Below are 21,218 nucleotides of genomic sequence, written 5' to 3' on the forward strand. Positions count from 1 at the left end.
CATGGGGCATGGCTTTCAGCCTAATTGCAAAATCACTGCGCCTTGCCGGATGTCCGGCAAGGCGCGCTGCTGCTTTTGTCTGGCATCAATATAAAAATACTGTGTTTACATCGACTCAGGCGCAGATACGCCCAATAATTCTAAACCATTGCGGATTACTTGCTGTACGTTTAATGATAACAGCAGGCGCGCCTGAGATAAGGCAATGTGCTGCTCATCCAGAATCTTCACATCTTCCTGCGCATACCAGCCGTGGAACAGGGCCGCCAATTCTTTCAGGTAGTTGCCGATCTGATGCGGCTCATAGCTGTTGGCGGCGCGGGTGACAATTTCAGGATACGCCGCCAGTTTCGCCAGAATCTCAGTTTCTGTATCTGCGCTCAGCAGCGAGGCATCGTAGTTTTTCAGCTGGCTGCGGTCAAAGGGAATATTCTTTTCAGGCGCCCGGACATCCACCATGCGGTTCACCCGCGCATGCGCATACTGAATATAATACACCGCGTTGTCCTTGCTTTGCGAAACGGCAAGGTCAAGGTCAAAGTCAATGTGCTGTTCAGATTTGCGCATCACATAGTAGAAGCGGGCAGCGTCGTTGCCGACTTCCTTGCGCAGGTCGCGCAGGGTGACAAACTGGCCGGAACGCGATGACATCTGCACCATCTCGCCGCCGCGCCACAGGCTGACGAACTGCACCAGCAGCACCGTCAGCTTTTTCGAGTCATAGCCCATTGCGTCAATGGCGGCTTTGACCCGGGCAATATAGCCGTGATGGTCAGAGCCCCAGATGTCAATGATGTCAGTATAGCCGCGCTGCAGCTTGTTCAGGTGGTAGGCGATGTCAGAGGCGAAATAGGTGGTCTGGCCATTGCGGCGCTTCACCACGCGGTCTTTTTCATCACCGAATTCAGTCGACTTGAACCAGATGTTGCCATCCTTTTCATACAGGAAACCGCGCTGATCCAGAGTCTGCAGCGCTTCATCAATTTTTTCAGTCAAAGACGCTTCGCTGAACCATTGATTGAAGGTGACGCCGAATTCGCCCAGGTCATCCTTAATGTCCTCTAAAATGGCTTTTAAGGCTGCCTGATGGAACACGCGGTAGCCTTTGCCAAGATGGTTCTGTGAATTTTGAATTAAGCCGTCAATATGCTTTTCTTTGTCGCCGGACAGTACAACCTTGTTGCCTTCGGCATCGGGTTCAGCAGCAAACTGCACATCTTCCGGCACATCTTTATAGATGTCTGCAGCAGGGCGCACATAAGCATCGCCGTCCTTGCTGAGGATGCCTTGCGCGATCTCTTTGACATAGTCGCCCTGATAGGCGTTTTTAGGGAAAACCAGCGTTTGCCCAGCCAGCTCTAAATAGCGCAGATAGGTCGAGGTCGCCAGAATGTCCATTTGGCGGCCGGCATCATTGACATAATATTCGCGGTCAACTTTCGCGCCGGTCGCTTCCAGCAGGCTGGCGACCGTCATGCCGTAAGCCGCGCCGCGGCCGTGGCCGACGTGCAGGCTGGAGGTTGGATTGGCGGAAACAAATTCAACCTGAATGCGCTTGGCAGCGTTGGCCTGCGTGCGGCCGAACTGGCCTTTCTGCGCCTGAATCTGCTCCAGCACGGCAAAGCGCTGGCTGGCGTTTAAAAAGAAGTTGATAAAGCCGGGACCTGCAATTTCTGCTTTGCTGATGTCGGCCACTTCCGGAAGATTCGCAAGAATTTTTTCCGCCAAATCACGCGGCTTCATCGCAGCAGCTTTAGACCCGATCATGGCAATATTTGACGCAAAGTCGCCGTGGCTCCGGTCTTTGGTGCGCGTCAAGGTGCTGGTATTGCTCCAGTCAGAGGGAAGTACACCTTCAGCTTGAAGGGATTGCACTGCATGGTCGAGCGCTGCTTGGATTGCCGTATTCATAATCAGTCGAGAAATAAATGTCGCAGAAAAACAGCAAATATAGCAAATTTCAGGCCCTTTAGGTGAAGCCATTTGCTGCGAATAAATAATATTCGATGAAAACTGAAAAATTCCTTATATTTGAAAAAAATGATATATAGGCTGGGTGAATTGACCGCAGCTGCTGAGCAGGCGGACAGGCCGCGCGGGGCGCCTGAAATGATCGGCAATCTTCCGCAACTTCCGGCCCGCTGGGCTTTAATTGCTGTCCCATTGATTCTGTCCCGCCTGATGAGCAGCATTATTTCCTTCGTGAAGATGCTGCGCACGCTAGGCAGGTTTGACGGCTTTATTGCGCTGCGGCTGCATAACGGGATGATTTCGCGGGCAATCCCTTTCCTTTTGCGGTCACGCTGCTGCTGTTTATGCGCAGGATTTCCGGCCTGCCGGCGGATGGCGCTGCCTTACTTTGGCAATTTGCGCAGCTGAGCGGCTTGTCCAGCCGCGGCAGCCCGCCTTTCACCGCGCTACAGCGCGATTTCGACTATCGCCCGGATAATCCCTAAAATCAGGCCGATGAATGCGCCGACCACCACGCCGTTGACCCGGATCATATGCAGGTCGCCGCCGACTTCATTTTCAATTTTACCAATCATTTCGCTGGAGTCCCATTCATGAATGCGCTCGCTGATGAAGCGGATGACTTTTGCACTGTATTGATCGGACAGGCTGACGGCGACCGCGCTGAGCTTTTCGTTCAGCAGCTGGCGCACCGCCACATTTGACACCATGTTTTCCCCGACCTGCTGAATCGCCACCCGCAGGTTCTGCGCCACGCCGGAATCGGGCTTCTGCAGATCGGCCTTAACCGCATCGCATAAAATCACCACGGCGCCGCTGATGAAGTTCAGCACGTAGGGGCTGTCCAGCAGGGCGTCTTTGGCCTGATTCAGGCGCATGCTGGCGGCGCTGTGATTATCCGCCAGCTGCAGTATCAGGCTTTGGCCGGCTTCTTCAATTTTCCTGCGCCACGGATGCTCCGGATCGGCCAGCATGGATTCCACCCGCTCAATCATCGAATCAATGGTGCGCTGCTGCACGTCAATGCCGATCCAGCTGGCGCCTCTGGCCAGCTTCCATACGCCCAGCTCCTTAAACAGCTGGCGGGTCAGGTCGCGGACCTGCTCAGGGTGATGGGTCATCCAGCCGTGCGCCAAATCCAGCCCGCGCTGCAGCACTTCCTGATGAAAGTCATTTTCCAGCACCGCGCGCAGCATTTCGCTGGCCAGATGATTAACCTGAGTGTTTTTCACCCACTGCACGCTGTTGCTTTGAATAAAGCGCCCGATCTGCTCCTGCCCGACAAAATCGAAAATTTTCGGCACCGTCTGCTGAATGACATCGGCCACCTGGCGGTTATTCTGCGGATTGGCCAGCCATCTGCCGGCCGCCAGGGATAAATCGATATCCTGCAGGCTGCGCTCCACCACCTGCGGCGACAGGAAATTTTCCTGCACAAAGCGCCCCATCGATTCTGCAATGCGGGCCTTGTTGCGCGGAATAATTTCGGTGTGATCGCGCAGGAATTTCGGAATCGGCAGCTTGCCGAAAGGATTGCGGAACAGCACGGTAATCGCATACCAGTCCGCCAGCCCGCCGACCACGCCGGCTTCCGCCGACAGCATCAGAATATGGATCAGCCAGGCGTATTCCGGCAGCAGCTTGGCGGCCAGCATTAAGGCCAGCCAAGCCAGCACAGCCATGGCCAGGGCAATGGCGGCCAGGCGCCTGCTGCGCTGCAGGTTCGGCGATGGCGCAGCTTGAGCCTGATCCATTGCGCTGCCTGTATCCCTGCTCATTTTTCAGCTTTGGCGGGAGCAGGCAAGACTTCCCCCGCGCTGTTCAAGCCGTATTTAGGCCCTAAGGACTGCAGAATCAGCCGGGCGTCAAACGCGTCTTGCGGCGCGGATTTTGCATTTTTAAAGCACTCAATGGTATAGGCCACCTGCGCCGGGTCCAGCGTCACCACTTGAGGCATGTCATAAAACGGGTCTGGCCAGTAGCCGGGAGAGCGCCGGTAATAGCCGTAGGGATAAGGCGCCGGAGACGGGTAGACTACAGCCTGCCTTGGCGGCTGCTGGGTGCGGTTGCTCGGGTCATCCAGCACTTTAAAAAACTGGAAGCCGTTCTGCACCGCGGCCTGCGCGGCTTTGACCAGGGTAATTTCCTCGGCGGTGCCGTAGCTCATATTCGGGCGGGCTTTAAAGCTGATGCGGAAAGTCTGCGCGTTCAGCGGCGTGCTGCCGAATTGGCCCAGCTGGTCAAAGGTCAAAGGCTTGGACGGCGCGCTGGCGCAGCCGGCAAGGGTTAAGCTGGCAGCGGCTGCTGCCGCAAGCAGTAAATTCTTCATGCTCAATCTCCTGTAAGAGGGTGATGCAGCAAGGGGAGAGTCCGTCCAGCGCATTAAAAGCTGGAATCCGGCTGGGTTAAAAATTCGGCTTCTTCGGCCGTGGATATCCGCCCTAAGGCCTGATTGCGGTGCGGATAGCGCCCGAAACGGTCAATAACCGCCTTGTGCTTTTTTTCAAACTCCAGATTCAGCGGATTGCCCAAGCCTTCAAATAATTTTAGCGCATATTGATGAATCAGAGGCGATTCGCTGTGCATAAACGGCATATACAGGAATGCGCGCTGTTCCGGGGGCAGCTGCAGGTCCAGCTTCAGGCTGACGGCTTCCTGCGCCAAGGCCAGCGCTAAGGCATCCTGCGCAAAGGCGGCCGCCGAACCGCGGTGCAGGTTTCTGGAAAACTGATCCAGCACGATAATTTCCGCCAGGCGCCCTTCGGCGCAGGCGCGCCAGCCCCACAGTTCCGCCTGGGCCGCGCTGCCCAGCAGGCCCGCAAAGTTTTTCCAGATGATTCCGTCAAATTCAGCGCTTTTTGCAAACCAGTTCGGCCGGGTTTCAGGAGCAAACCAGAAAGCTAAAATATCTTGATAATTCATAAGTTTTACGGTTTGTTAGCATTTATTCATCCATACAATCACAAATTTAAAATGCCATATAGTGGAACTTTGTGATAAAAATTTGCAGAAATAAAATTTTGGTTTGCCTGAAAAACATGCAGGGTGTAATGTTGCGCCGGTAAATCACGTTATACTGCGGTTTATGGGGATTTTCAGCCCTAAGCCTTGGAGATTGGGCCAGTTTTGGCTGCGCCCGCCCAATGCGGCGGCGCTGAATCGGACAGCAGGCGCCCTGCTGCCGGCGCCTGCGCAGCCCCGATCTGAATTGATGATTTTATTTTAGCCGTTCTTCCATTAAGCGAGATTGCAATGAGTCAGCCCGAATCGACTTCTCAAGATATTTTACCGGCCTGGGTGGATTCTTCGCATATAAAAGGCATGCTCCGCGGCATTGAGCGCGAAAGCCTGCGCATGCAGAGCAGCGGCTTCCTGTCTCAGGCGGATCATCCGCAGGCGCTCGGCTCCGCCCTGACTCATCCGCACATTACTACAGATTATTCTGAAGCCTTAATGGAGTTCATCACCCCGCCGCAAAGCAGCATCGGCGAGGCGCTGGACTATTTGAAAGACATTCATGCGGTGGCGCACCGCCATCTGGAGCATGATGAAAAGCTCTGGCCGCTGTCCATGCCGTGCATGCTGGATGACGATGAAGAGCGCATCCGCCTGGCGCAGTACGGCGCTTCCAATATCGGGCGCTTTAAAACCCTGTACCGCCGCGGCTTAGGCGTGCGCTACGGGCGCCGCATGCAGACCATTTCCGGCGTGCACTACAACCTGTCTTTCCCGGAGCATTTTTTTGAAGCGCTGCAGGCCGAAGAAAAAGATGAGCAGCTGCAGGCGCTGAGCCTGCAGGATTACCGCAGCCACCGCTATTTTGGCCTGATCCGCAATTTCATCCGCCTGACCCCGCTGGTGATGTTTGTGCTCGGCGCCAGCCCTTCAGTATGCCAGTGCTTTATGACCGGCCGCGAGCATCAGCTGCTGCCGCTGCTGAAAGGCACGCTGTTCCTGCCGTATGCCACCGCGCTGCGCATGGGGCGCTTCGGCTATCAGAATTCGGCGCAGAAGCAGCTGGGCATTCACTACAACAATTTAAACGGCTATCTGGCGGGCCTGCAGCAAGCGGTGAAAACGCCGTATGCGCCGTTCAGCCGGCTGGGCCTGAGCGATGCGCAGGGCGAGCCGCTGCAGATCAATGACCATGTGCTGCAGATTGAAAATGAATACTACAGCCTGGTGCGCCCGAAACAGGTGCCGCGTGACGGCGAAACACCGTCGCAGGCGCTGGCCAGCCGCGGCGTGAGCTATGTCGAGCTGCGCGCGGTGGATGTCAACCCGTACAGCGCAATCGGCATTGATGAAAATGCTGCCGGCTTCCTGGAAGCGCTGGCGCTGTACTGCCTGCTGCAGGACAGCCCGGAGCTGCTGGATGCGGAGCAGGATGTGATTGAACAGAATCAGGCTGAAGTGGTGAACCGCGGCCGCGCGCCGAATGCTGTGATTGCTGAGCATGGCCAGCGCTATCCGATTGAGGACTGGTGCCGGGGCTATTTGGCGCAAATCCAGCCGCTGTCGGCGTTGCTGGACAGCGCGTATGAAACAGCGCTGTACAGCCGGGCATTGGCGGCCATGCTGGCGCGGGTGAATGAAGTTGATGAAACGCTTTCCGCCAGAATGATTGAAGACACGCTGGCGCTGGGCGGCACATGGAGCTTCGGCAGCCATATGGCGCAGCTGCATGCTGAAGAATACGGGCAGCATCAGCTTAGCCCGGAAACGCTGGCTTATTTTGATGAAGCCGCGCAGCAGTCGCTGCAGCGCCAGCATCAGCTTGAGCAGGAAAAGCAGGTCAGTTTTGAACAGTATCTTAGCAATTTCAGATAAAAATTAAGAGGATATGCCATGCAGTGGAGTTACCGCCCCGTCAGCGGTTTTTTATTTTTAGCCAGCGTGGCCGGCATGGCTTTTGCGCTGTATCTGGAGCACGGCCAAGGCTTAAGCCCTTGCCCGCTCTGCGTTTTCCAGCGCATCGGCTTAATGGGGCTGGGGCTGATTTCCCTGATTGCCTTTCTGCATAACCCGGTGACCGGCGGCTTTAAGCGCGCATACGCATTTTTAGGCGCGCTGGCGGTTTTATGGTCTGCCGGCGTGGCCGCGCGCCATGTCTGGCTGCAAAGCCTGCCGCCGGATCAGGTGCCGAGCTGCGGCCCGGGCCTGGATTACTGGCTGGATACGCTGCCGCTGAAATCCGTATTTGAGCAGGTGCTGACCGGTTCCGGCGAATGCGCCAAAGTGGACTGGACTTTGCTGGGCCTGTCGCTGCCGGCCTGGTCGCTGGTGTTTTTCAGCGTTTTGGCGCTGATCAGCATTTGGCAGCTGCTGCGGAAATATCCGCCGGCGCAGAAAGCCGCCGATAAAAAATAAGGAATGCATTTTAAAAGCCAGTGGAACGCTTAATGCTGATCAGTTAAGGAGTTTTGCAATAAACTCCTTAACTTTTTGGGCCATTCATGGCGGAGTCTTACCGTTTTTAAATCTAATTTTTGGAGCTCGTTTTGTTCTTTTGTTTCGCCAAAAGAACCAAAAGCATTTGTCATCCGCAAAACCTGTCCTCTTTCTGCGCTTAAAAATTTCTTTTGCAAAAACAGTCCATTTCAAAGACCATGCAGGTTGCGGATGACACTTCCGTGTATCAAATAATATCGCAAGTTTAAAAAAGAAAATGCCAGTCAATTTCTTAACTGACTGGCATTAGGTACAGCGCTGGCTTTTTTTATCAGGTCAGGGCAATGCCTTCCATGCTTTTTAAATCCGTGATGTATTCATGGATTTGATTGCACTGCTCATCTTCATCATTCGGATAGAACCAGTGCACGATCTGCTCGGCGACTTGCGGATGATGCTGAATTTCAAAATGATTCACGCCGTAGAAAATCGCCTTATGCGCGTCCGGAACTTTCAGCTGGTAGCGCGGATTCGGATGCTCGCCCAGGGCGCTTTTCACGCTGACCAGATAATCGCCGATGACCTGCAGCGTGCGGTTTTTGCGGCTGCCGAACTCAATGGTTCCAGCCGCCAGATAGGCATTGATATGCGAGGGGATGGGCGCCGGCTTGCGGTTGTCATCCATCAGGCCAATGCGCACATCATTGTGCTCCCAGTCATCATCGCGCACGCTGCCGTAGCGCAAATCCAGAATGCCGTTGCTGCGGATATTGGCGATATGCCCGACAATTTTGCCCAGAGGAATGCGCCCCAGATGCTTTTGCAGGGCAAAGCCGATGCGCTCCAGCACCGCGCCGTGGTGCGGCGAGCCTAAGCAGACCAGATTTTCCACGCGGTGAATCCAGCCGTGCATATTCTGCTTGCCGTAAAACAGCGCGCTGCGCGATACCAGCCCGCCCATGCTGTGGCCAATCAGGTCAATGCTGGTAATGCCCGGATTGCGCTGCACCAGATCTTCCAGCGTATTGGACAGGCTGCGCCCATTGGCGGAAATGCGCCGTCCGGTATTGTAGTTCAGGTACAGCATGGTGTTGTGGTCGCGCTGCGCCAGCAGCTTTTCGCCAATGCCGCCGTATTTGCGCGTTGACCAGGTTAAATGGTTCATGCACAGGCCATGCACCAGCAGGGTAATGCGCCCGGTCAGCTCGCCCTGCTGCACTGCGCCGTAATGGTCATATACCACCATCGGCAGAGCCATCGGGTTATGCTGCTGCAGCAGGTAATCGCCCAGCACGCCATTCAGCGCGCCGACTAAAAAATGCAGGGACGGCGTCAGCTGCTTTTCATGCAGTTTCGGAAATTTTTCAATGATGCTGCGCAGGCCGGGCGCCAGCAGGTAAGTGCCGTAATTGAGAAATGTTTCATAAGCCAGCTGATACAGCCTGGCAATCGATGGAATGTCATGAAACTGCTTTGAGCCTTGCTCGCTCATGCCGAATACGCTGATCAGCAGCTCGCGCTGAATATTCTGAATCAGGTCATGCACCACATCGCTGAACCGCATGGTGACCAGCTGCGCCAGCCCCTCCAGCACATCGGCCTGGCTGGGCGGCGTGCGGTCCCATTTGCAATAGGTTTCATGCAGCGGCGTTAAACTTGGCATTGTTTCCTGTCCTGTGTTTTTCCGCATCCCGGTAGGCTGTTTTTTTAAGGCGGGCCTGCGGAGTGGATTTTCTTTTTTGCGTTCTGACACGGCTCTCCCATGACTTTTACAATACATAGAATTGCGGATTTGCTGAGTTTTTTTGTCTAACAATATTAGCGGATTGGCTTATTTTTAGCAGAATGCGGCTTTTGCCGCATTTATTGGCTAAGCTGGCATCAGCTCAGCTTATTTTTTGGACAAGGCATGAATATCATTTATCTGCATGGCTTTAAAAGCAGCGCGCTGTCGGCTAAAGGCCAGCTGCTGCAGCGCTATTGCGCGCAGCGCGGCGGCCCGCAGGTGCATCTGCCGGATTTGAATGCGCCGCCGCAGCAGGTGCTGCATCAGGTATCGGAGCTGATTCAGCGCCTAGGCGATGCGGCGCTGGTCGGCAGCAGCCTGGGCGGGTTCTATGCGCTGCAGCTGGCTGCCCGGCACGGCATTCCGGCGGCTTTAATCAACCCGGCCATGCAGCCTTGGGCGCTGTTCCGCAGCCTGTTCGCCGCCGAGCAGCTGCCCTATGCGGTAACTGAGCGCTGGACGCTGGATGAGGCGCAGCTGGATGATCTGGAGCAGGCTGCCGTGCCGCATGCGCCGAATGCCGGGCAGATTCTGGCGCTGCTGCAGCGGGGCGATGAAGTGCTGGATTACCGGCAGGCGCAGTCCTTTTTCAGCCAGCCGGGCGGCCGCGCCATGATCATCAGCGAAGCGCAGGGCAGCCACGGCATGGACGACTTTGCCGGTAAGATTCCGATGCTCTTGCAGTTTCTGGCCGATGCAGTTCAGAATAGGCTGGACGGAAAAACCGGCGCATAGCGCCGTGATTTGACGCTTTAATGGCTAAAGAAATGGCCGCGGCAGGCGGATGGATAGGCTTTTTTGCCAAAAAGAATATACTGTAGCGCTTGATATGAATGTTTTTAACCAGAATGCAGGGAATTTTGCAACGTGACGCAATATACGGCTCAATCGCTTGAAGTTTTATCCGGCTTAGACCCGGTGCGCCGCCGCCCGGGCATGTATACCGACACCACCCGCCCCAACCATTTGGCGCAGGAAGTGATTGACAACGCCGTTGATGAAGCGCTGGCGGGGCATGCCGATAAAATTACCGTGACGGTGTATAAAGACGGCTCCTTGTCGGTGGAAGACAACGGCCGCGGCATGCCGGTGGATATTCACCCCGAGTACGGCCAAAGCGGGATTGAAATTATTCTGACCAAGCTGCATGCCGGCGGCAAATTCAGCACCGACAATTACCAGTTTTCCGGCGGCCTGCATGGCGTGGGCATCTCGGTGGTGAACGCGCTGTCGACCCGGGTTGAAGTTGAAGTGCAGCGTCAGGGCAACCTGTATAAAATGGCCTTTGAACAGGGTGAACCGGCCGCGCCGCTGCAGGTGCTGGAAGGCAAGGCGCCGAAGCGCGCCAGCGGCACCCTTGTGCATTTCTGGCCTGAAGCCAAATATTTCGATTCGCCGAAATTCGCCCTGAAAGCCCTGAAGCACAACCTGAAAGCCAAAGCGGTGCTGGCTGCCGGCCTGCAGATCATTTACATCGATCAGATCAACAGCGAAAAAATTGAATGGCAGTTTGAAAATGGCCTGGTTGACTATTTGATGGATGAGCTGCAGGACCGCGAGATTCTGCCGGCGCCGGCATTTGTCGCCTCGGGCCAGGCGGAACGCGCCAGCGCCGAGTTTGCCATCTGCTGGAATGCTGAAGGCGGCGAGCAGGTGCAGGAAAGCTATGTCAACCTGATTCCCACCGCGCAGGGTGGCACCCATGTCAACGGCCTGCGTTCCGGCGTAACCGATGCCATCCGCGAGTTCTGCGAGCTGCGCAATCTGCTGCCGCGCAATCTGAAGCTGTCGGCGGAAGATGTCTGGGACGGCGTGAACTATATTCTGTCATTGAAATTTCAGGAGCCGCAGTTCTCCGGCCAAACCAAGGAGCGCCTGTCCAGCCGTGAAGCCGCGGGCGTGGTGCTGAACATCGCCAAAGACGCTTTTGCGCTGTGGCTGAATCAGAACTCCGAGATTGCGATGCAGCTGGCCGAACTGGCGATTGCCAAAGCGGGGCGGCGCCTGAAAGCGGCCAAAAAAGTCGAGCGCAAGAGAATTGTGTCCGGCCCGGCCTTGCCGGGCAAGCTGGCGGACTGCGTTGGCCATACGCTGGAAGAATCTGAGCTGTTTATTGTGGAAGGCGACTCTGCCGGCGGTTCCGCCAAGCAGGCGCGCGACAAGAATTTTCAGGCGATTATGCCGATCCGCGGCAAAATCCTGAATACCTGGGAGGTTTCTTCAGATGAGGTGCTGGCGTCTCAGGAAGTGCATGATATCGCCATTGCGATAGGCGTAGACCCCGGCAGCGATGACCTGTCGGAACTGCGCTACGGCAAAGTCTGCATTCTGGCCGATGCCGACTCTGACGGCCTGCACATCGCCACCTTGCTGTGCGCGCTGTTTGTCAGGCATTTCCCGAATCTGGTGGAAGAGGGGCATTTGTTTGTCGCCATGCCGCCGCTGTACCGGATTGACGACAACAAAGATGTGCATTACGCCTTGGATGATAATGAACTCGAAGGCATTCTGAAAAAATGCAAAGCTAAAAATCCGCAAATTACCCGCTTTAAGGGCTTAGGCGAAATGAACGCCAGCCAGCTGCGTGAAACCACCATGGACCCGAATACCCGGCGCCTGGTGCAGCTGGACTTGGACGATATGCACTTTACCGCAGGGCTGCTGGACAAGCTGCTGGCCAAGAAGCGCTCCAGTGACCGCAAGCACTGGCTGGAGCAGAAAGGCAATCTGGCTGATTTGGCGGTTTAACCGTCTGGATGCCTGTGCCTGCTGCTCAGGCATCTTTTTCAGCCCCTTCCTGCGCAGTGCAGGATGTTAAAGTTCGGTATTTTCATGCCAGAGAAAATAGGCGCCGTATTGGCCTGTGCGGAATTCGCCGCCGGCGGTTTTGCCGGTTTCGGTCAGAAAATGCTTGCCGTTTTCAGTCAGGGTCAGATAGCCCTTGGCCATCAGCTTTTCAAAGGCTTCAGCAGTTTTCAGGCCTAATTTGACTGCAAGCTTTGCTGTGGTCAGCTTGGAAAAAGGCGCGCTTTCTTCAGCTTTCGGCGCTTCCTGCACGGCAGCCTCGGCTTTAATTTCATCTAAAGTGATGCGGACTTCATCGCTGATCCGGATGATGCGCTGCGCTTCTTCATAGGCTTCTTTAAACACTTCCAGATCTTCGTATTTGCGCACCAGAATGCCCATTTCATTGTTGTTGACTTGGCTGAATTCATACAGGTTCAAGCTGGAAATGATGCATTCGGACTCATTCAGGTAGCATTTCGCATGCAGGTTTTTGCAGAAGCTCAGGCGGACATAGTCCAGTTTCTGCATCCATTTGATTTCATCGGGATGCAGGTCGCTTTTGCCGTAAACAATCCGGATATCAATTTTAAGGCGGTCTTTATCTTCCAGCAGCTCTTTGATGCGGTCATTGAGGCGCAAATACGGGCTAATCAGAATCAGGCGCTCTTTGGCATTTTTAATCAGCTCTTCTAAAAAGAAATTGGTCGCGCTGGTGTTTAAAAACTTTGCCATAATGATTTTTTCCCCCTTTTTTAATGAATGCTTGCATTACAGGACATTAACGCCTTGGGTGGATGCTGCACAATAGCAAATCTATAAAAAGCAGCTATTTATCTGCTGTTTTTTAAGCGCGCTTCAGCCGGCCGCAGCGCTTTGCTCCGGCTGCAGGCCGTATTGCTGGGCGCTGCTCTGCCGATATACAATTTTTCAGCATATCTTTTATACTGAACAGGTTAAGCTGAATCAGCGCCATAACTAGAAGAGAAAAAATGGAAGCCGTGTTATTCCTAATTCACCCGAATGATTTAGAAACTTTAATTTTAGAGGCGGAAAGCCCTCAGGATGTGCTGGACTCTGCATTCATGCGCCAGTCACTCTATCTGGGCACAGCCTGGGAAACCCTGAATCAGGCCCTGCATCCGGCGGAGCAGCCGGCGCTGGAATTCGCCATTCAGGCGGAGCATCCGCTGTCTGAGCGGCTGCGCCACCCGGAAGCCGTCCGCTACAATACCGTGGTCCGGGTGGCCGAGCTGCAGCAGGCGCTGCAGCGCCTGACGGTGGATGAAGTCAAAAAGCGCTATCAGTTTGCCGTGGTGAATACCGCGCCCGAGGCGCTGGCGCAGGAGCTCCGGCTGGCTGAGCTGAAACTGATCTATCTGCAGCTGCAGGATTTTTACCGCGACGCGGCGCACCATAACTGGGCGGTATTAAGCGTGATTCAGGACAAAATTCGCCCGGAAAAATTAATCTAGCCGCAGCTGCATCAGCACCAGATCGCGCCATTCGCCGAATTTCTGCCCGACTTGCGGCATGTAGCCGGTTTGCGCAAAGCCGAGCTGCCGATGCAGGGCGATTGATGCGGCGTTGCCGTGGTCAATGCCCGCCACCATGACATGCACGTTCCGGCTTTGGGCATGCGCAATCAGCTGCAGCAGCAGGCGCTTGCCCAGCCCCTGCCGTGCATAGTCCGGCGCAATATAGACCGAATGCTCAACCGTGCTGCGGTATCCGGAAAAATTCCGGAAGGCTGCGTAATCGGCATAGCCGGCGATGCGCATTTTTTCCTGATCTTCAATCACCAGAAAAGGGAAATCCTGCGCCTGCAGGGCCAGCAGCTTGTGCTGAAAAGTTTCCAGGCCATAAGCCTGATCATTCCATGTGGCAAAGCCGTGCAGCGCTTCATGATTGTAAATTGCCAGCACAGCGGGCAGGTCCTGCTGCGCTGCCGGACGGATGATGAAAGGCATAGGAATATCAAAATGGAAAACAGGCCTTTATTGGATGCGCTGCGCATAAAAAAAGCAAGACTGACGTCTTGCTTTTTTTACAGCCGGAAGGCGTATTAGAAGTGGTATTTCACCAATGCGCTGACGTTGTTTTCGTCTTTGCCTGAAGCGCCGAATTTGTTGTTCCATACCGAATGTTCAACACCCAGGTACAGGCGGGTATCTGGAGAAATATGCTTGCCGGCATTCCATTTCCACTGCGTTGTCCAGTTCAGTTCGCTGGCGTGATCGCCTTTTTCAGCCGTTGACCAGTCCAGGAAGCCGTCTACAAGGAAATCTTCAGAACCTAATTTAAATGGCACACCGTAAGTGATGGTCATTTGATAGTCATCTTTTTGCAGTTCATTGTTCGCGCGGTAGAAGTTTACGCTGGCATACTGCGTATACGGGATGGCAAGATCAAAACCGATACCGTAAAGGAAGTTGTCAAAGTCATTGCCGAAGCCGTCTTGGTTGCCTTCCCATGTGGTTGCGATCAAAACATCTTTAATCGGGCCGGCAGCCAGCTTTTGGCCGGAAATTTCGCCTAGGCTTAAACGCGGCGCCAGCTCAAAATAGGTGCTTTTATTGTCATCGCCGCCGCGCATGCGGTCCATAAAGAAGAAGACGTCTGCATATTTTACTTTAGCTGCATATTCAACAGTTAAAGTCGACTGCTGCTCGTTAACCACCTCATAGTTTTCACCATAAAGGCCAGTTAGGCTGAAGTCCTGCCAAATTGGCGCGGCCTGCGTGAATGCAGCCGCTGAAGCAAATGCGCAGGCAGCTGTGAATTGTGTAAGTTTCATGAAAAATGTCTCCCCCGAGAAGCAGTGAAAGCATACAGATTCTTTAGCAAAAATAAAGTCAAAAATGACTGGCGGAGCAAAAAATCCGCCTGCTTTGCGGGAGCGGGCAGCCGGCTTTCAAGCCGGGATGAAAATGGTTCATTAAAAAAATTATTATAAAACAGCAGTATTCTGCGCAAGTCAGGCGCCTGCCTGCCGGGGCGGCGATGCGCTGCAGCTGCCCAGCCGGCGCCAATGCAAATAAATGCTTAAGTTTTGTATGGGATTTTAAAAAATATAAAAATAGCGCTTGCATATTTTTCAGTTAGGCCCGATATTCAAAGTATAAGGACACAGTTCTGCAGGCTGTAAAGTGTTCATTATTCAATGTGGAGGACAGCGTTCCAAACTAAGTTGAAGATGTTCTGCGCTGCGTAAGGCAGCCAGTGTAAGTGTGCCGACATAAGAAAGTTTTGCACAATATTTTGTAGATAATCCAGATGGTTAGAGGATGATATTATGAACATTGAAATCCGTACAGATAAGAACATTCAGAATAGTGACCGTTTAATTGAGTACGTTCGTGCAGAACTGAATCAGGAATTCCAGCGCCACAGTGAGCGCATTACTCACTTTTCGGTGCATTTCAGCGATGAAAATGGGGATAAAGGCGGCAGCGACGACATCAAGTGCATGATCGAAGCGCGCCCGGCCGGCTTAAAGCCTGTGGTGGTAAACCACAGAGGCCATAATGTTGATACGGCGATTCACGGCGCAATTGAACGCCTGAAACGCAGCCTGGAGCATGTGTTTGAGAAAAATGAAAACCCTCGCGCTGCTCAGCCTGCATTTGCCGAAGCGGATGAAGAAGAATAAGCCGATTCACCCGCGTTAAAAAAGCCCTTCGGGGCTTTTTTTATGGCTGGAAAAATTGCGCCGGCTTTACATTATCATCAAAACAAACAGCAGTTTATTCGGCATAATAGAGCATAATAATTTCAAGAGAGTTTCCTTCATGTTAACAGCGCAGCAGCAGGTTTTTGTGCAGGCCTTAGAAGAACAGAATCTGGCGCAGGTCAAGCTTCTTTTAGCGGAAGGCCTGAATCCGAATTTTATTGATTTTGAAAAAGGCCCTGCGGTTTCCGTCTGGTCTGACGGGCTGTTCAAATGGTGGGAAGAAATTTGCGAAGCCTATGAAGCCGGGGCGCCTTTATCCGGGCAGCAAAAGCAGGAGCGCCTTGCGGTGCATCTGGAAATTCTGGAAGCGCTGATTCAGGCTAAAGTGAATCTGCACCTGTGGGATGCGGAAGAGCTGTACGGCCCATTATGGGACGCCGCCAGCTCCGCCTGCGCGCCGGCGGTCAAGCGCCTGCTGGAAGAAAAGGTCAATCCGAATACCAAGGACGGAGAAGGCCTGACCATCCTTTCATCCATCAGCGATTTATTCTTTGACTGCGATTTTGATGAAATTGACTGGTCTGAGTCGCTGGAGGAAGAAAAGCAAACCTTGGAACTTCTGCGCAGCCGCGGCGCAAAAATGACAAAAGAATTAGCTTAATTAATACAAGAGATTCTGCATGACTGTAAGCACAACCCTCAAAACTTTAGGATTCGCTGCGCTGGCCGGCGCCAGCTCATATACTTTGGCCGCGGATTTTTCATTTGACCGTCCGGGCGCAGGCTTCGGCACAGGCATTGCCCCAGTCGGCCAGCTGGCGTGGGAGCAGGGCCTGCCCAGCGCGGCCTATCTGGAAAGCGCGGATGCCAATGGCCAAAAAACCAAAAGCCTGACTTTAAACGGCGACATGCTGCTGCGCACCGGCTTGGCCAAAGATCTTGAGCTGCAGCTGGGCTGGCAAGGCCCGTCCTGGTCTAAAACCAAAACCGGCGGGCGCAGCGCGGAACAGGACGGCCTGGGCGATGTCAGCATCGGACTGAAAAAAGCCGTCAATCTGGACGATGACAAGCTGTCTATGGCGCTTTTGGCCGAAGCCGTTCTGGCCACCGGCAATGACGGCTTCAGCAATGGCGATGATATCTACAGCCTCAGCTCTGCGGTTTCTTATGATTACAGCGAGCTGCTGGCGACCTCAATTACCATGCGCTATGAAGCGCAGAACAGCAATTGGGCGGTTTCCGCCATTCCAGCCATCGAATATAAAATTGCCGGCAAGCTTTCCGGCTATTCAGAGTTTGTGTTCCGCAAAGCGGAAAGCGCAGACAGGCAATATGCGCTGGGCAGCGGCTTAATCTATGCCGTGAATCAGCGCATGCAGCTGGATGCCGGCATTGCCCTGGACTTGAACGGCAAAAATAAAAGCTATCAGTCCGGGCTGGGCATCTCATATTTATTCTAACCGCTTGCCCCGCATTTGATTTTCTCAGGATGAATCCATCGGCATGAACATATCCGCTTATGGCGCAATGGCTGCAGCGCTGGCCTTCAGCGCCGCGCTGCAGGCAGAACCGGCATTGCTTTCTTCAGAAGAAGCTTTTCCCTTGACGGTCATTTCCAGCAGCGCTCAGGAAGCTGAACTCAGCTGGAAAATGCCGCCGAATTACTATCTTTACCGGCATAAAATTGAAGTCAGGCAGGGCAGCCAGCCGGTCGCGCTGCAGCTGCCGCCAGCGGAAACGCTGCATGATGACAATTATGGCCGGGTGCAGGTGTACTATCAGCAGCTGCAGCTGCATATTCCCACGCAGGCATCGCAGCAGTATCAGGTGACATGGCAGGGCTGCGCGCAGGACCGGGTATGCTATCCGCCGCAAAGCATCACTTTTCAGACCGATGCCGGCGGGCTGGTCAGCGCGCAGAATCAAGGCCATGCCGCCAAGCGCCTGCTGGATCTAGCCGGCAGCAGCGCCCAGCAGAATAGCGCTTTGGCGCCGCGCGATGGCGCCAGTGATGCTGCTGAGGCGCAGCCGTCCGCAGCCGCCGGCCCGGCGGCGCAGGATCAGGTCTGGTCAGCAGCGCTGGCGCAAAGCTCGCTGCTGTACGGCCTGCTGCTGTTTTTCGGCCTGGGCCTGCTGCTGGCCTTTACCCCGTGTTCGCTGCCGATGCTGCCGATCCTCACCTCGCTGATTGTGCGCGACAGCAAAGGCATGAAAGCCTGGATGATTGCGCTGACTTTTGTCTGCAGCATGGCGCTGGTCTATTCAGTCTTGGGCCTGATTGCATCTTCCGCAGGCCTGAATTTTCAGCGCTGGCTGCAGCAGCCGTCTACGCTGATTGCGTTCAGCCTGCTGTTTGTTGTTTTTGCGCTGAATTTATTCGGGCTGTTTGAAATTAAGCTGCCGCGGGCGCTGGTGCAGCGCCTGGACCGCGTGCAGTCGGTGCAGAAAGGCGGCAGCCTGGCGGGCGCCGCGGTGATGGGCATGATTTCCGCCCTGCTGGTTGGCCCCTGCATGACCGCGCCGCTGGCGGGCGCGCTGCTGTTTATTTCGCAAACCCAGAGCCAATGGCAAGGCGCGCTGCTGCTGTTCACCCTGGGCTTCGGCATGGGCACGCCGCTGCTGCTGGCCAGCGTGCTGGGCGCGCGCATTCTGCCGAAGGCTGGCCAGTGGATGAATCAGATTAAGGTGCTGTTCGCCTTTATCATGCTGGGCCTGGCGCTGTATTTTGTCCGCCCGCTGCTGAGCGAAGCGTGGATGCAGTGGCTGTCTTTGGCGCTGCAGCTGAGTTTCGCAGCCTATCTGCTGCGGCGCATTTTCGGGCGCAGCGGGCAGCTGAAATGGCTTTATATCCTGTGCTTCTGCCTGGCGGCGCCGTATCTGGCGTACAGCCAGTATCAGCAGAGCCAGCGCTTTTTCAGCGAACAGGCTGCGGTTCAGGCGGTTTGGCATCAGGCGCGGACCGCTGACGAATTCCGGCAGCTGCTGGCGCAGATTCCGGCCGGGCAGAGCGCCGTGATTGATGTCTACGCCGACTGGTGCGTGGCTTGCCAGCCGATTGAGCACCGGATTTTAAAATCCGCGCAGGTGCAGCAGGCGCTGGCGCCGCATTATCTGATTAAGCTGGACCTCAGCCAGTATGACGCCGCCCATCAGGCGCTGCTGAGCCAATGGGAGATTCTTGGGCCGCCGACCTATCTGTTTCTGGATGGCGCGCATCAGGAAATCCGCGGGCTGCGCCTCACCGGCGCCTTTACTGAAGCCGAACTGCTGCAGCAGCTGCAGCGCTTTGAAGGTTCCGGAAAATAATCATGCGTGATGGCCGCTAAAAGCTATTCCAGCTGCTGAAAGCCTTCGGCCTTGCTTTTGATGAAGCGCAGCCTTAAATGCCTGCGGCGGGGCGGGCGGCCTGCGCCAAATAAACCCGCACCGAATTGCGCCCGCAGGCCTTGGCCTCATACAGCGCTTTATCGGCCTGAGTCAGCAGCTGCTGCGGGCGCATGTCCGGGCTTGAGGCAGCGATGCCGAAACTGGCGGTAACCTGAATCGGATGGCCGTCGTCCCCCAGCAGTTCCATCTGCTGAATCGCTGAGCGGCAGCGTTCAGCCGCCTGCAGCGCCTGATCCAGCGCCGACTCATGCAGAATCAGGATGAATTCTTCACCGCCAAAACGGCCGGCCGCATCGCTGCTGCGCAGATTCTGGCGCAGAATTGCGCTGACCTTAATTAGGGCTTCATCGCCTTTATTGTGCCCATGCCGGTCATTAATCTGCTTAAAATGGTCCAGATCCAGCAGCACCAGCGCATAGCCCGCGCCTGCATTCTGGTGCAGATGCTCCAGGCGCTGATTGATGCTGCGCCGGTTGAACAGGCTGGTCAGCGGGTCAGTTTGGCTGAGCTCCTGAATCAGCTGTTCGCGGTGGCGCCACTGGCTCAGCAGGATTTCAAGCAGCGCCAGGCAGGTGAATAGGATCGGCGCAATAAACCACAGCATGGACAGCAGCCAGAACGCATTGGAATAGCTGCGGCTGTCCAGATGAAAAAGCGGGGCGTAGGGCACAGCATTGGCATAACTTAAATACGCGCAGCCGGCTAAGTACAGCGTGACGGGAATAAAGGCGCTGTAGACGATGCTGCGCGGCAGCAGCACCAGCCCGACTGCGGCCAGGCTGACGTAGGAAATCATGGCGGCGGGACTGAGGATGCCGATTAAATAGCCTTCGCGGCACAGCGAGATGACAAACAGGCCGACCGATAAAAACGGCAGCGCGAGCTGAACCCAGCGCCGGCGCTGCCCGGCATGGCAGAGCCGGAGCAGTGCAAGCAGCAGCAGGAAGGACAGCGCATTCAGCGCCAGCTGGGATTTCAGCAGCGGGACATTGACCCATTGCCAGAGCTCAGGCGACAGCAGCACATAGGCTTTCCAGAGGATTCTGCTGAGAAGAACGGCCGCCGCAAGAGTCAGCATCAGCATGCATTTTTTGACGATACTCCAGTTGACCACCGCTTCATCTTCCAGCAGATATTTGGCGATTTTTTGCTTCAGTGCAGCCTTGCGCAGCGGGGGCATTATCTTCATGGGTTAAAGCCTGCCTTTTATGCTATTTGCGGTTTTTTTTCTTGGCGCTGGCGCAGACCGCAAGTCCTTTTAAAAATAAAATAGCACGCTTTTGCAGGCTTGATAATGGCTGTTTTTTAGCCGCATTCTGTTTTGGAATGGGTGGCGCGCGGCATTGTTGCATATTTAAAACAGTGTGTTTTGACGCTGATGATTCTTTCATTTCCGCAATTTTGTAGACTGCGCTTAATCAAGCAATGACAGCAATAGAGTTTCATCATGAAAGTTTTACATATTGACTCCAGCATCATGGGCGGCGCTTCAGTTTCACGCCAGCTCAGCCAGGCGATTGTTGCGCAGCTCACGGCTAAGCATGCTGGTGCGCAAGTGGACTATCTGGATTTGGCGCAGCAGCCGATTCCGCATTTAACGGCTGAAATCCTGATGGGGCAGGATGCCGAGCAGGCCGCTTTAGGCGAAAAAATCCTGCAGCAGTATCTGGATGCCGATGTCGTGGTGGTGGGCGCCGCCATGTACAACTTCGGCCTGTCTTCCGCGCTGAAGGCGTGGATTGACCGCATCAGCGTTGCCGGCAAAACCTTTAAATACACCGAAAATGGCCCTGTGGGCCTGGCCGGAAATAAAAAAGCCTATATCGCCAGCAGCCGCGGCGGCGTTTACGGCGCAGACAGCCCGGCCGATTTTCAGGAAGGCCTGCTGCAAACCGTATTTGGCTTTACCGGCGTGAGTGATGTGGAAATCATCCGCGCTGAAGGCGTCAATATGGGCGCTGAGCTGAAAGATAAAGCGCTGGCGGATGCCATGGCGCAAATTCAGGCGATTTAATGCCGGCGCTGTAAGTTAAGCTGAAGCTTCTCTCCTGATCTTCGCTTCAGCCTGCTAATGCTAATCAGTTAAGGAGTTTCGCCGTAAACTTCTTCACCTTTTGGACTATTCACGGCGGAGTCTTACCGTTTTTAAATCGAATTTTGGGAGTTCGTTTGGTTCTTTTGTTTCGCCAAAAGAACCAAAAGCATTTGTCATCCGCGAAACCTGTT

Annotated in this window: 22 protein-coding genes; 11 read left to right on the forward strand and 11 right to left on the reverse strand. The window is 54.7% G+C overall.

The genetic code is table 11. From position 1 onward, the window contains the following. Positions 1 to 105: 105 nt before the first annotated feature. Positions 106 to 1,911, reverse strand: coding sequence for an arginine--tRNA ligase (gene argS, locus RSA72_RS03960; RefSeq protein ID WP_332622607.1), 1,806 nt, complete (start codon positions 1,909 to 1,911; stop codon positions 106 to 108). 198 nt (positions 1,912 to 2,109) lie between these two features. Here argS and RSA72_RS03965 point away from each other — a divergent pair, with 198 nt between their 5' ends. Then, a complete protein-coding gene (locus tag RSA72_RS03965; protein WP_443098260.1) occupies positions 2,110 to 2,379 on the forward strand; it encodes a hypothetical protein in 270 nt (89 codons plus the stop codon). Positions 2,380 to 2,417: 38 nt separating this feature from the next. Here the strand turns inward: RSA72_RS03965 and RSA72_RS03970 are convergent, their stop codons facing one another. Genes RSA72_RS03970 through RSA72_RS03980 form a run of 3 tightly spaced genes read right to left on the reverse strand, consistent with a single transcriptional unit; the run spans position 2,418 to position 4,893 of the window. Continuing rightward, a complete protein-coding gene (locus RSA72_RS03970) occupies positions 2,418 to 3,725 on the reverse strand; it encodes a DUF445 domain-containing protein (RefSeq protein ID WP_332622609.1) in 1,308 nt (435 codons plus the stop codon). A 20-nt stretch (positions 3,726 to 3,745) separates the two neighbouring features. Continuing rightward, positions 3,746 to 4,300, reverse strand: a complete 555-nt coding sequence (locus RSA72_RS03975; protein WP_332622610.1) for a CC0125/CC1285 family lipoprotein — start codon at positions 4,298 to 4,300, stop codon at positions 3,746 to 3,748. Positions 4,301 to 4,353: 53 nt separating this feature from the next. Next, on the reverse strand, positions 4,354 to 4,893 hold the full coding sequence (locus RSA72_RS03980; protein ID WP_332622611.1) for a DUF924 family protein: 540 nt from the start codon (positions 4,891 to 4,893) through the stop codon (positions 4,354 to 4,356). A gap of 330 nt (positions 4,894 to 5,223) precedes the next feature. Here RSA72_RS03980 and gshA point away from each other — a divergent pair, with 330 nt between their 5' ends. Together gshA and RSA72_RS03990 are read left to right on the forward strand one after the other, a co-directional pair. Continuing rightward, positions 5,224 to 6,801 carry a glutamate--cysteine ligase gene (gene gshA, locus RSA72_RS03985; protein WP_332622612.1) on the forward strand — a complete coding sequence of 526 codons (1,578 nt, stop codon included), beginning with the start codon at positions 5,224 to 5,226 and terminating at the stop codon, positions 6,799 to 6,801. Positions 6,802 to 6,819: 18 nt separating this feature from the next. Then, complete coding sequence (locus RSA72_RS03990; RefSeq protein WP_332622613.1) at positions 6,820 to 7,341, forward strand: disulfide bond formation protein B; 522 nt, start codon at positions 6,820 to 6,822, stop codon at positions 7,339 to 7,341. 29 nt (positions 7,342 to 7,370) lie between these two features. Here RSA72_RS03990 and RSA72_RS03995 read toward each other — a convergent pair whose 3' ends face one another. Together RSA72_RS03995 and RSA72_RS04000 are read right to left on the reverse strand one after the other, a co-directional pair. Continuing rightward, positions 7,371 to 7,559 (reverse strand): hypothetical protein, encoded by a 189-nt coding sequence (locus RSA72_RS03995; RefSeq protein ID WP_332632787.1) that lies wholly within the window; start codon positions 7,557 to 7,559, stop codon positions 7,371 to 7,373. Between the two features lie 134 nt (positions 7,560 to 7,693). Beyond that, positions 7,694 to 9,025 (reverse strand): PGAP1-like alpha/beta domain-containing protein, encoded by a 1,332-nt coding sequence (locus RSA72_RS04000; protein ID WP_332622785.1) that lies wholly within the window; start codon positions 9,023 to 9,025, stop codon positions 7,694 to 7,696. 246 nt (positions 9,026 to 9,271) lie between these two features. Here RSA72_RS04000 and RSA72_RS04005 point away from each other — a divergent pair, with 246 nt between their 5' ends. Then, positions 9,272 to 9,883: a YqiA/YcfP family alpha/beta fold hydrolase gene (locus RSA72_RS04005; RefSeq protein ID WP_332622783.1), complete on the forward strand. Its 612-nt coding sequence runs from the start codon at positions 9,272 to 9,274 to the stop codon at positions 9,881 to 9,883. 132 nt (positions 9,884 to 10,015) lie between these two features. Then, complete coding sequence (parE, locus tag RSA72_RS04010) at positions 10,016 to 11,896, forward strand: DNA topoisomerase IV subunit B (protein ID WP_332622781.1); 1,881 nt, start codon at positions 10,016 to 10,018, stop codon at positions 11,894 to 11,896. A 66-nt stretch (positions 11,897 to 11,962) separates the two neighbouring features. On the opposite strand, the gene RSA72_RS04015 is transcribed toward parE, so the two are convergent. Continuing rightward, positions 11,963 to 12,667, reverse strand: a complete 705-nt coding sequence (locus RSA72_RS04015) for a phospholipase D family protein (protein ID WP_332622780.1) — start codon at positions 12,665 to 12,667, stop codon at positions 11,963 to 11,965. A 257-nt stretch (positions 12,668 to 12,924) separates the two neighbouring features. On the opposite strand from RSA72_RS04015, the gene RSA72_RS04020 reads away from it, so the two are divergent. Beyond that, a complete protein-coding gene (locus tag RSA72_RS04020) occupies positions 12,925 to 13,407 on the forward strand; it encodes a DUF1877 family protein (RefSeq protein WP_332622778.1) in 483 nt (160 codons plus the stop codon). Here RSA72_RS04020 and RSA72_RS04025 read toward each other — a convergent pair. Both RSA72_RS04025 and RSA72_RS04030 read right to left on the reverse strand, forming a co-directional pair. Then, a complete protein-coding gene (locus RSA72_RS04025; protein WP_332622777.1) occupies positions 13,399 to 13,902 on the reverse strand; it encodes a GNAT family N-acetyltransferase in 504 nt (167 codons plus the stop codon). The genes RSA72_RS04020 and RSA72_RS04025 overlap by 9 nt on opposite strands. 95 nt (positions 13,903 to 13,997) lie before the next feature. After that, a complete protein-coding gene (locus RSA72_RS04030; protein WP_332622776.1) occupies positions 13,998 to 14,729 on the reverse strand; it encodes an outer membrane protein OmpK in 732 nt (243 codons plus the stop codon). Between the two features lie 498 nt (positions 14,730 to 15,227). Here RSA72_RS04030 and RSA72_RS04035 point away from each other — a divergent pair, with 498 nt between their 5' ends. The 4 genes from RSA72_RS04035 to dsbD all read left to right on the forward strand — a co-directional run bounded on the left by RSA72_RS04035 (position 15,228) and on the right by dsbD (position 18,911). Beyond that, on the forward strand, positions 15,228 to 15,584 hold the full coding sequence (locus tag RSA72_RS04035) for an HPF/RaiA family ribosome-associated protein (RefSeq protein ID WP_332622775.1): 357 nt from the start codon (positions 15,228 to 15,230) through the stop codon (positions 15,582 to 15,584). A gap of 139 nt (positions 15,585 to 15,723) precedes the next feature. Continuing rightward, a complete protein-coding gene (locus RSA72_RS04040) occupies positions 15,724 to 16,266 on the forward strand; it encodes an ankyrin repeat domain-containing protein (RefSeq protein ID WP_332622774.1) in 543 nt (180 codons plus the stop codon). Positions 16,267 to 16,285: 19 nt separating this feature from the next. Further along, the gene (locus RSA72_RS04045) at positions 16,286 to 17,065 is read left to right on the forward strand and encodes a transporter (protein WP_332622772.1); all 780 of its coding nucleotides are present in this window, start codon (positions 16,286 to 16,288) and stop codon (positions 17,063 to 17,065) included. A 43-nt stretch (positions 17,066 to 17,108) separates the two neighbouring features. After that, complete coding sequence (gene dsbD / locus RSA72_RS04050) at positions 17,109 to 18,911, forward strand: protein-disulfide reductase DsbD (RefSeq protein ID WP_332622771.1); 1,803 nt, start codon at positions 17,109 to 17,111, stop codon at positions 18,909 to 18,911. 73 nt (positions 18,912 to 18,984) lie between these two features. Here the strand turns inward: dsbD and RSA72_RS04055 are convergent, their stop codons facing one another. Beyond that, entirely contained in the window at positions 18,985 to 20,181 is a 1,197-nt protein-coding gene (locus tag RSA72_RS04055; RefSeq protein ID WP_332622769.1) for a GGDEF domain-containing protein, read from the reverse strand. Positions 20,182 to 20,203: 22 nt separating this feature from the next. Next, on the reverse strand, positions 20,204 to 20,383 hold the full coding sequence (locus RSA72_RS04060) for a hypothetical protein (protein ID WP_332622768.1): 180 nt from the start codon (positions 20,381 to 20,383) through the stop codon (positions 20,204 to 20,206). A 56-nt stretch (positions 20,384 to 20,439) separates the two neighbouring features. Here RSA72_RS04060 and RSA72_RS04065 point away from each other — a divergent pair, with 56 nt between their 5' ends. Next, entirely contained in the window at positions 20,440 to 21,006 is a 567-nt protein-coding gene (locus RSA72_RS04065; RefSeq protein WP_332622766.1) for an FMN-dependent NADH-azoreductase, read from the forward strand. Positions 21,007 to 21,218 lie beyond the last annotated feature (212 nt).

The sequence above is a fragment of the Acinetobacter sp. genome (genome assembly GCF_036659555.1).
In the GTDB taxonomy this organism is placed as follows: domain Bacteria; phylum Pseudomonadota; class Gammaproteobacteria; order Pseudomonadales; family Moraxellaceae; genus Acinetobacter.